The organism is Chryseobacterium sp. ISL-6 (assembly GCF_018613715.1).
Classification (GTDB): Bacteria; Bacteroidota; Bacteroidia; order Flavobacteriales; family Weeksellaceae; genus Chryseobacterium; species Chryseobacterium paludis.
Genome location: NZ_JAGGPT010000017.1, coordinates 16,642 through 27,824, shown reverse-complemented (window position 1 = coordinate 27,824; position 11,183 = coordinate 16,642). Strand labels below are relative to the sequence as shown.

At 33.8% G+C, this 11,183-nt stretch carries 10 protein-coding genes; 7 read left to right on the top strand and 3 right to left on the bottom strand.

Features of this window, described 5'->3' with window-relative positions:
* A partial coding sequence (locus tag J7E44_RS23270) for an FIDD domain-containing protein (RefSeq protein WP_502757523.1) occupies positions 1-2,415 on the bottom strand: 2,415 nt, incomplete at its 3' end.
* A 1,003-nt stretch (positions 2,416-3,418) separates the two neighbouring features.
* Here J7E44_RS23270 and J7E44_RS23265 point away from each other — a divergent pair.
* The 3 genes from J7E44_RS23265 (at position 3,419) to J7E44_RS23255 (ending at position 5,425) form a co-directional block, all read left to right on the top strand.
* A complete protein-coding gene (locus J7E44_RS23265; RefSeq protein WP_214834497.1) occupies positions 3,419-3,712 on the top strand; it encodes a hypothetical protein in 294 nt (97 codons plus the stop codon).
* Between the two features lie 130 nt (positions 3,713-3,842).
* Positions 3,843-4,799: an alpha/beta hydrolase gene (locus J7E44_RS23260; RefSeq protein WP_214834495.1), complete on the top strand. Its 957-nt coding sequence runs from the start codon at positions 3,843-3,845 to the stop codon at positions 4,797-4,799.
* 26 nt (positions 4,800-4,825) lie between these two features.
* A complete protein-coding gene (locus J7E44_RS23255) occupies positions 4,826-5,425 on the top strand; it encodes a DUF4468 domain-containing protein (protein WP_214834494.1) in 600 nt (199 codons plus the stop codon).
* A 474-nt stretch (positions 5,426-5,899) separates the two neighbouring features.
* On the opposite strand, the gene J7E44_RS23250 is transcribed toward J7E44_RS23255, so the two are convergent.
* Positions 5,900-6,670 (bottom strand): YdcF family protein, encoded by a 771-nt coding sequence (locus J7E44_RS23250; protein WP_251040671.1) that lies wholly within the window; start codon positions 6,668-6,670, stop codon positions 5,900-5,902.
* A gap of 273 nt (positions 6,671-6,943) precedes the next feature.
* A complete protein-coding gene (locus J7E44_RS23245) occupies positions 6,944-7,081 on the bottom strand; it encodes a hypothetical protein (protein ID WP_214834492.1) in 138 nt (45 codons plus the stop codon).
* A 549-nt stretch (positions 7,082-7,630) separates the two neighbouring features.
* On the opposite strand from J7E44_RS23245, the gene J7E44_RS23240 reads away from it, so the two are divergent.
* The 4 genes from J7E44_RS23240 (at position 7,631) to J7E44_RS23225 (ending at position 11,067) form a co-directional block, all read left to right on the top strand.
* Positions 7,631-8,023 carry a hypothetical protein gene (locus J7E44_RS23240; RefSeq protein WP_214834490.1) on the top strand — a complete coding sequence of 131 codons (393 nt, stop codon included), beginning with the start codon at positions 7,631-7,633 and terminating at the stop codon, positions 8,021-8,023.
* Between the two features lie 101 nt (positions 8,024-8,124).
* Positions 8,125-8,364: a hypothetical protein gene (locus J7E44_RS23235; protein WP_214834488.1), complete on the top strand. Its 240-nt coding sequence runs from the start codon at positions 8,125-8,127 to the stop codon at positions 8,362-8,364.
* Positions 8,345-10,861: a heparin lyase I family protein gene (locus J7E44_RS23230; protein ID WP_214834486.1), complete on the top strand. Its 2,517-nt coding sequence runs from the start codon at positions 8,345-8,347 to the stop codon at positions 10,859-10,861. Before J7E44_RS23235 ends, J7E44_RS23230 begins: the two co-directional genes overlap by 20 nt.
* Before the next feature lie 14 nt (positions 10,862-10,875).
* Positions 10,876-11,067: a hypothetical protein gene (locus J7E44_RS23225; protein WP_214834484.1), complete on the top strand. Its 192-nt coding sequence runs from the start codon at positions 10,876-10,878 to the stop codon at positions 11,065-11,067.
* Positions 11,068-11,183 lie beyond the last annotated feature (116 nt).

The following is an 11,183-nucleotide window of genomic DNA, read 5'->3' as shown; positions in this document are numbered from 1 at the left end:
GATTGCATTTTGAATTGTAGGATTGCTATGTTCTACAACAGTTACTGAAACTTCGCACTGAACTCCAAGAGAGTTAGTAACGGTTACGGTATAGACTCCACCGGCAGTTATTGTATTAACGGGACCATTTACCCCATTTGACCAGCTAAAGGTATTACCAGTACCTTCTGCTGTAGCTGTTAACACTGTTGATGACCCTTTGCAAAAAGACAAATCACCTGTAATTTGTATCTCACAGAAACAGGGATTAATATCAGGATCCTGAGAGGATCCTAACCCCTGTCCCTGATCATTTCCAATATCTGCGCTACCACCAAGGTTAACAAGCAATGGAACTCCCTGTGCATCAATACAGCTATTGTTTTGACAGATATTTTTATTTGGGGCAGAAGATCCCGGACCTGAAGTCACTATCCCTCCTGCGTTGACTAGCTGGTTTGTAGACACATTTTCATCTCCTTCTACACTATCCAGACATCCATCATTATCTGAATCAAGATCCAGATGATCAAAAACCCCATCTCCATCTGTATCACAGGTAAAGGCTTTAACAGATATATCATCCAATAGCCAATCATCCGATTCTGTATGGGCTCGAAAAGTTAATACTGATGTATCAGGAATGTTGGAATTAGGAATGTTGATTGTAAAGTTTCGTATCGTAAAGCCTGAAATGGAAGCTGTTGAAAACGGTGTAAAATTAGAGGTGGCCCCATTGGCCAATGTCATAGTTATATTGTTTACAGAAGGATTGCGGGTAACACTGTTATTGATTGTGGCATATACCACATTATTTAAAAGAATTTGTAAACTTGCTGTTGAGCCTGCAGCCTGGCTCGCATCTTGAGCTCCTAATGTTAAGCTCAATGGGATAAAATTATTAGTTTTTCTTAGGTTAGTTAAAGATTGATTAACATCACTATCAAGAACATGATTTTCAACAATTTCAATAGCAGATCCAGTAGAGGTCCAGCCTTGACCAAGCGTCCAACCATTAGCATTATTTGTAAACTTTCCGTTAGCTACGATCTCATTCCCTGAGCATTCTATGCTATCCAGAATACCATCATTATCATCATCCAGATCATCTACATCAAGAAGACCATCCCCATCGGAATCAACACAATTTACTGTATTATTCGCGCCAAAAGTAAAGCTGGCATAGTTTTCAGATTGTGTATAATGAAAAGATATAGAGTCATGCACTCCTAGTACTTTTACTATCGCATTTCCCTCAGTGCCCGTAATCTGGTTAGGAGAATTAACCGTTACATTTTGCGACCAAATTACTTGAACCGGTTTATCGAATACAATAGGTACAGAAAGTCCTGGATTTCCAATTGATGAGAAAACCAGCAGAATTCCATCCATTGGTTCATCAAATATTAGGTTATTATTTGAGATTGTGGTATTACCAATACTAGGACTATTATTTGGAACCCCATAGGAAGCAGGAAAAGATGAAGAATGCTGTATACCATTTGTTTCGATCATAGCTTGATCGGATTTAAAAGTATATCCAACGGTACCAATAGTACCATGTGCTTTAGTATTTCCTGCTGAGAATGTAATGGGTCCGGTCCATGAAAACTGAACCGGGCATTCTGTATTTTTGCGTGATGGTCTAGTATGAATATTAAGGCGCAGCTCTGTTACCTTAAAACTGCTACCTAATTGTACCCTCACATATATTGTTGCATTTCCGGAAATATAAACCGATGGTTTTAATATTGTATTTCCATTTCCGGCAATAGCATCGGCTTGGCTTATATAATACTCAAAGTTTACTCCTGGGGTTGTTGATATTGCTTGTTCTGCTGATGTGAGATCAAAGGTTGCAGTAGATGACTTAGAATACATGTTGAGTACAGAGTTATGTATATCAGGAGTCAAACAAGGAGCTAAGTGACCAGCTACCAATAGAGGGGCAATTCCTGAAGCATCCACGCTAATATCCGAAGGGATAGTTATAATGGATGTATTTACTTTTACATCCCTACCCATAAATATTTGCTTTGTAGTTCCATCAAGTGGTGAACTTGAGAGTGTTAATGGTGCTATCTCATCAACAATATCCATATCATAATCATAGGACTTAATTGCACCTCCAATATAACCTACACTTATAGGGTTAAGAGATGCAAAATTTCCTGAACTGGCCGGGTTTCCATAGGCACACACAGAGGAACTGTTCCTGCCAAAGTTCAAATAACCAGCACAATATCTGTTCTCCGATCTCCCTGTAGCTCCTATAACAGTTTTTACTGTTCTGAATGTCGGGACTTTCATTACCGAAACAATCGAATTTCCTATTATTGCCTTAGGTATGATGTTATTATAATGAGTCGTGGTAATCGATTTGTATGAATTGCAAAATACCAACAAAAAGATAAAAAAAGAAAAAATTTTCTTCATTGTATGTGTTTTTTATAATTTATAATTAAGGAGATAGATATAATTCTACACATGTAGTTTTAGGGAAAGAACTAAATTATAAAACCTTAATTTTTAGTGATCAAATTAATCAACATGTTTTTGAAATTAACCTTTAGGGAACATGATTATATTTTCCAGAAACACATTGCTTATTTGAACAGGATTATATGATAAGTTATAGTAAGTGTGTAATTACCATGTCACAGTGAAAATACCGACAATTGCACTATACGTCAAAAAAAGTCTTTTAATTATTTTAAAGATGTAATAATGAAATCTTAGTAAAAGTGATTTTCGGTACAAATACTAAACCAAATAGTATTAAAAAACAATAATTTAACATTCATTTTATTGATTTAACAAAAATTAACTCCTATGTCTCTCATATTGTTTTTCACATACTAACATTAAAGATTTGCCTTATCTCTGAATGATTTCTTTTTTATGGTAATTCAATTATTTTTACTTTGAAAGAATCATTATTATATAATAAAGACAATAAATATCCAATGGTGTAAGTATTTATGAAAAGTAATGTATTGCTTGAATCAATAAACAAATGCAAAGGATGCTGATTATGGATGTTGTTAGTATTAAAAGCATAGATAGTTACCACATTTTTAATAGTTCTTTGATAATGCTCTTTCCCTTAAGTTTGCATGTGGTTGGACTTCCGAGAAGAAGAAATAAATTGGGACAAAAGATGAGGGACGGCCACAATACCACCGGTGCCTTTTTAGCACATGAAGGTAAAAAATTCATGAACGTGGTAGTGATTATATTACATTAATCTCTATGTAAAACTACTCTGGTTCTGAAATATTTATAAGGTAGAAGCTTTAAATTTACACTAGTAAGTAGGGGAACTATATTTTTCACCGCAAGCTTTGCTGCTTAACAATAACCATGGTAATACAGCACCATGGTTATTGTTGTAAGCCATAACAGAATAATATGCAGTACCATGAAAAAAATTTTCTTTATGTCAGGACTACTGATTCATTCAGTAATTGCATGCAAGCAGCCTGGAAAAGCAAAACTGTTTAAAGCTGAAAAAGGGCAGGTTCACTCTGACCACATTAGCAAAAACGTGTACCTCGATGATCAATTTGCGGAGGATGAAATGGAAGTGATTTTGAATACCATTGCCAATACGGTAACCATTATCTGGACGGCGAGACCTCTGAACTTCAAAAAAGTTTTGATATGCCTGATTACACCGCTGAAAATGCAGAGTATCGGTATATGGATATTAACGATGAAATTACTCTGTTAAGGAGGGATTATGATATGGTCGTCTTTCACCATAAAAGGGAACGTAAAATTAAAAAAGAGGTAAGAGCAGTTTCGGACCAATGATTTGAAATAACCATTAAGCAAACATGAAAACAAGTGAAAATAAAATCATGAAAATTTTAACCTGGGATTTTACGACGATCATTGTTATAGCCCCAGGTATTTTTATTTCTTTCCAGGTAAGCTCCTGGCCTGATACTCTATTAATCCGTCATGCCTTTAACAAGAATTGCAGGCGGGTTTCCGAGGCCATGGAACCTTTTCTTCCTTCAGGAATCAACAGATTGTATGATCTTCGATATATGGACAACGATAAGGATGCGCTGCTGGATGTCCATTTTCCTGATTCTATTTCAACTACTGATGATGTTCTTCCCACTATTGCCTGGATCCATGGCGGTAGTTGGATTTCCGGAAGTAAGGAGAATGTGGCTAATTATTGTAAAATGCTTGCTGGTAAAGGATTTACTGTTGTAGCAATTAATTATTCAGTGGCTTCGGAGTATACATATCCTACTCTTGTTATTCAAGCAAATGCAGCCTTGGACTACCTTAATAGAAACGGTACAGCTCTTCGTTCGATCAGTATCGCAAGAGATTTTGGGGGAGCGCAGGTTGCTGCGCAGCTGGCCAATATCATTTCACAACCTTCTTATACTTCAATGCCTAACATCAAATCTTTATTGAAAAGAGAGCAGCTTCGTGCCATATTATTGTTTTGTGGTGCCTATGATATCAATGACATTAAGGAGGTGGATCTTAACGGCCTATACAAAAGATTTCTCAAAACAGCATTATGGGCATATTCAGGAATGAAGAATTTCACTACAGATCCCGCATTTCCTCCTGCATTTATCAGCGTCGGGAATGCAGACCCTCTGGCCAGTCAGTCCTACGCCTTTGCCAGAAAACTTACCCGATTGAATATTAAGGTAGACACTTTATTTTTTACCACTAACTATACACCTTTACTTCCTTATGAATATCAGTTTGATTTTAGCTACCCAGCCAGAAAAATGGCATTGGAAGAAGCTATTGCTTTCCTGTCTTCAACGCTTAAAAAATAAAGTAGTAAAATAAAAAAAAAATTAACATGAAAAAGTTGTCTATATTGTTGCTGATGCTCACCGCATTCTTACATGCCCAAACTCTGGAGCAGGTAAATGGTAATTATACCTATACGAAAACCATTAATACTCCCAAGAAGAAGAAAGAGATTTATGCGATCCTGAAAAAATGGCTTACCGATAACTCTTTACAGTATGTTATCGGTACAGATGACTCGAATCAGGGTATACTTTCTTTTGATGAGCGTTTATCCCTGATGCATTATAATGATACACAATCGACTTTTCCTTCCTTTACCAGCACTGTTGAAATCAAAAACAGGAAGGTCATCTATAAGGCTGGTTATATTGTTTTACAGGATAATTACGGTGGAATGACCAATATCAAAAACGATTACAGCAGTCTTGTGAAGAGAATCACAACTTCAACTTCGCACATCAGTGAATTAAAAACCCAATTAAACGTGGGGAATGATGTCATGAAAAAAGCTGATATCAGAAAGGAGATTGAAACTGAAAACAAAAAGCTTAACCAGCTTGATACAGTCAACAGGCAGCTGACAGATTATTTTTTAGGAAACGTTGATCGTATTGCAAAAATGTTAGATGGTACGTATGTTCACTAAAAGTTATAGTTATTTTATGATAATATAATCGAGGTAAAACTACGGATATCAAGCTTTATTTATTAATGATAGAAAGTATTTTTGCCAATAATAAAAGTATTAATAATTATTAGGTATTTAAGTTACACCTTTTTTCATCATTTGTAATATTCAGTAGGTGTCAACATTGGAATGGACAAAATAAGAAAATTTTTTTCCTATTTATAATTTGTGGTTTTGTCGGAGAAGTCATTCCGCTCCGACTTTTGATAAAAGTAAAACAGAGTTAATATGTAATGGTATTCAAATGTATTCTGCCGAGTATATTGAGAATACCATCTTTACTTAATAAATTTCCTAAAATGTTACAATAAAGTAATAATTTTTTTCATGAAAAAATAACCTATACGGAATTCGTAAAAGATTATAATTTTTTATTATAAGTTTCCGGTCGCCTATTGGCGACCGTTTTTTATTGGATTATTCATTTGATTTTCAGTAGTGATTAAGTCCCAGCTTATTGTAAAGCTCAACCTGCGCTATGCCAATACATTCGGTCAACATTATCGAGGTCATTGCACAGTTATACGCATTAGGAGTAATCGTTATTTCTGTATTGATAAGATCTGAAGGATGGGGTACTGCCTGTATCCCCATCGTTTTCAACAGCAGTTCAGCTCTTTTACTCTGAAAACCGGAGGTGACCAGGTATATGGTTGATGGAGGAAGTTTTTTGATGATCCTGCTGGAATATTTGGCATTTTCATAAGTGTTCATGCTTTCACCTTCCTGAATAATATCTGATTCCGGAATTCCCATGCTGACAAAAGCCTGAGTATATAAAGATGCTTCAGAAGTGCATCTGCCTGATCCCTTTCCTGAAACCAAAATCGTGCAGGGCATTCTATTCTCTATGGCATTATGATAGAGCTTAGCTGTTGCAGTAAGCCTTGAATACGATATAATATTAGGCTGCTCAGCTTCCTTAAGCCCGACAATGCCTCCGCCCAAAACAACAATAACAGAGGGAGATGAAATACTGATATTGGATGCAGGTGCTTTTTGCAAAGAGCCGGCTAACTGTTTCCCTAAAAAACCATTGGCTGTTATAATAATCCATAGAAGAGGGACACTCGCAGCATACATGGCTAGCCGTCTGTTTTTTCTGCTCATAATGAGGATGATGCCCAGAAGCAGAAGAAATACAACCAATGGATCTGCCAGTATTTTAAGCAGGGTAAAAAATAGATTGAGTAATGTTTTCATATCATTGGGGAATTAAATTTGTTTTTGAAAAAAGAATTACAGCATCCACTTACAGATCGGATTATCGTCTGTTAAAAGAAAGGCAGAATGCTGTCAGCAGGTAAAAGTAAAGAAAACAAATTCAGGATGGCTTGTTTTCACTTGTTTTAGCGTTACATTCCATATAAAACTAAAGAATCTGCTTGTGTGTAGTGATTATCCTATGAATTAATCTATATAAAACTATAGATTATGCCTTTTGGCTGATGGGCTTTTCCGATTTGAATTAGCTCCTTAAAAGAATAGATTTGTATTTACCAGCCCCATTTCTTTTTTTTTATTTTCTAAAGTGTTTTTATCAACATTATCCATTAAACTGCCTTCTGTATTTTTTACAGGATCGTACCAATCGAGTTTTTTCAGCTCATTCAATCCATTCTTTGTTTGTGATATTATTGGATTTCATATATTCAAAATACTCTTTTAGAATCATAAATTATATCTTAAAATTTATGATTCTTAATGAACGAGAAACATTTTTGGGGGAAACAACAACATTAGGTAACCCTTTTGTTCATATTTATTTACATCACTTGAATCTATACCAGTTAAAAATTCGATATCATCTAGTGTTTGCTTATTATTATTCCTTGATTATAGGGATTCCATTTTCGGAATAATATCTCGTACTCTAGAGACTAAAAAAGTCAGTTTAATCTTTAAACAATCTTATTGTAGAATTTTTTTTGCTCTTTCATAGGAAAAACTCAGTATACAGTAGTTGTTATATGACATTTATTTCCATATAAATCTACATTGTTATAGAAACTTGGTAAAAATATTAGTATTAAATTTACAATAAACCAGAAGGGAATTGACTTTTTCATCGCAAGCTTGTAGTGTAGCCACAACTGGAATAACAGTGTTCAATGAATCTGTTATTGTTGTTGCCATTAATAAATAAATAATTAATAGACCGCCATGAAAAAATTTTTACCTTTTATTTTGGGATTAATAATTCCCCTAGTGATAGCTTGTAAACAACCTGGAAAATCAAAATTGGTTAAAATCGATAAAAACCATTCTGCACAAATTATTAGAAATGTATACATTGATGATGAATTTGCAGAAGATGAAATGGAAGTTACAATCAATACGATAACTAATGTAGTGACCATACATCTGAATGGAGAAACCTACGAGCTCAAAAAAAATATTGATTTACCTAATTATACTGCTGAAAATGCTGGATATAGATACTCTGATATTAAAGGTGAAATAACTTTTTTAAAAAGAGATGTAGATATGGTGATATTTCACCATAAACAAGAACCGATACCAAAAAAAGAAGTTAGAACGATATCATATAAATAATTTGTCCAACCATAGAGTTTTTACAACAGAGTCAGAACTTAAATTCCCTTAAATGGGTAGAAGTCATACAGCAAGAAAATCTCGCTGTAAAACTAGAATCAATGTATATTTTAGAAAGAGATAAAATATCATGTGATGTAATATTTATTGATGGTAGAGGAAATAAAAGAAAAATTGAAAGCATTACACAAGAAAAATTGAAAGAAGAATTTCCTTTAATTGAGTCATATAATCTAACCCCAGAGGATAAAATATATTGGCAGTCTTTTTTTGGAATTTTGGAATTAACACACAATTATATAATGACGATTTTGATTAAGTATGAGTATAGCCGACGATAAAATAAAGAGAATAGACATCGAAGATGAAGCAGATGTTAATTATAGAGAGACAACAACTTGGTATGATGGCAGTCCTATGACTGATGCCAAGAAAGATGGTTTTGTTTATATAAAAAAAGATAATATTTTTTATCGAAGAACTTTCGATTCTTTAGAAACTAAAAATTTAATCAAGGGAACACTACAGTCTGTTAAAGACCTTACACCTACTGAGGTATTATTACTTAAAATGGGAGTTTATGAAAGTGTACAACTTCAGGGATATCTTGCAAAAGGAGATCTTCCTAAACCTGTTGAATTTAAAATAGCTGATCCTTTAACAAATATTGAAGGATTTGAAATAGTTGACGTACATGATATCAAACTTGTTTCAGAATTTACAATAGAAAAACAGTCTACACTTCCTTTGGTGGATACAAGTTGGAGGGTTGTTTATGATGTTACATGCCCAGAAAGGGGAACTACAGATATTGATACTTCAACAATAGAATATAGAGACTATATTAATATTAAAGGAGTATTAAATATCCATGATTTACAACAACCAGTAACCGTTAGAGTAAATAGTGATAGACCGTCATTTGGTCAAAGACCATTAAAAAGTATAAAATTTAATTTTAGAGTAGTTGGATGGCGTGAATTTTATAAAATTGATGAGGCATACTTACACTTATCAGAACCTCCATTAGCTATTTTAAGTAACCTTGAAAGAGATTTAATTAGAGTTGTTAAAGTTGGAAGGCTTCGTTATCAATTACAAGTAAGACAAGATTATCAAAATTCTGTAGTAATTCCCAAAACAAAATATGAAAGAAAATCTGTAGGAAGTATAATTAATTATTTAAAAGATGAAGTAAATTCTATAGTCACTCCAAATATTATTAAAAATTCATATAATTATGATGAATGGATGGAGAATGTATCATGGAATAATATTTTTGATAAACCAGAAGGTAAAACAGTATTTCCATTAAAAAATGATGCTAAATTAAATTTAGCTTTTCAAGAAATTCCATTAACAACACCTCATATAACAAGAACAGGAGTTTATAGAGAAACTAATTATTCAACGCGAACTACATTTGGATGGGGAACTGCTACTACTGGTATGCGAGATGGAATAACTGCAGAGGTTATACTTAATAGTACACGACAATTTTTAAGATTCAAATTAAGACCAAATCAAGTAGATGTACCACAACGATCTGAGCTGAGTACAGTACAGCCAGCAACCCCTATTACTGGAGTTGAAAATGTTAGATGGTTCAGTGGCTTATTGAGGCTTCCAGAAAATTTGAAAGTAGCAAAGGGAAACACATTTATTATAATACAGTTTTTACCACAAGATACTCCTGTTGGTAGAGAACCATGTGTAGCATTATATGTTAAGGAAGGTAGATTAGTATTAGAAAATAGAAATAATCCAAGAGGTACTACAGGTGATTTATCTGGGGATGGTGGTATAAATGTCAGACCGACTATTAGATCAAGAAGTTGGGATCTTGGAGCTGCCAATCTAGGTAGCTGGGATAGTATAATAATTAAAGCTTCTTTTAGCTGGACTAATAGTGGTACACTTCAATTATGGAGAAATGGTGAACTATTGGTAGATTATGTAGGGCCAAATACATGGTACGATCCAAATAAAAATACACCATTTATTAAATTTGGTATATATAATTCTTTATGGGCTTCTGCAGCCGGTGAAAATTTAGATTCATCGTATGATATACAGGTTGATTGGTGTGATCCAATGTTAGGTGGATACCAAGCCACATATTTAAGTATGACACCTTATAATATAACTGATTATAGAGGGCTTAGAATCAATGTTGATGGTGATGTTGTTAATTCTAAATTATTTGAACAAAATTCAGTTAGAATAGCTACTTATCCTGCAATACCAACAATACAAACGTCAGATGTATCAACAATACTTTCTACAGGTAATTATGGTATAAGTTCTACATCTACTAATACTCCCGTTGCTGGTAGTGGTAACTTAGCTGTATTCAGAACCTCTAATGGAACAATACTTCATATCTATGCTCCAAATACTGGGGCACAAATTTATTTCAATGTTAGAAATGCTGGTGTATGGACAGGATGGAAAGGCTTAATACCATCAAATGCTACACCATCTATAAAAGGATTAGTTAATCAATCGGCTGGGATTACAGATGTGTCAGAAGTTAACAGTACAGCAATTTCTTTAGCAGATTTGACTCCTATATCCACAGATGATATATTACCAGTAAGTACGGATGATGCTAGTGATCCAGGAACTACTCAGATATTAGCAAATGCATTAAAAGTTGCCGTAAATCAAATTATACCATTTATAAATGAACAAAAAGCAAAAACTAATTCAATTATTCCTTTTGCTAATGATTTTAAAGCTAAATATAATGTTGCTTCTCCTTTAGTAAATGCAGTTAAAGCTAAATTGAATACATCATTTGCGAATGATAGAACATCAGGGCAACAAGCGCCTTAAAAAAAAAAATATTCATGACTAATAAAATTAAAACATTAGATTTATTGACATCTGGAGCGGTATTTGCTTCTGGTATAAATGAATTAATATCTTATATAAGGTGTAGGAATGAGATTAATACAGGAGAAGTTAAGGGTAGTGATTATTTAATTAATGGCTATCCAGAACATTCAACAAAGCTATTTCAGGACAAGACAGTAGGCTGAATTTTTGAAAACATTGATCCATCAATTAACTTTTCAAGTCTTGTTACCATTTCATCTTTTTCTTTCAACATTCGTTCATATAAAGTAACCTTTTCTTCATACAATTGAACTCATTT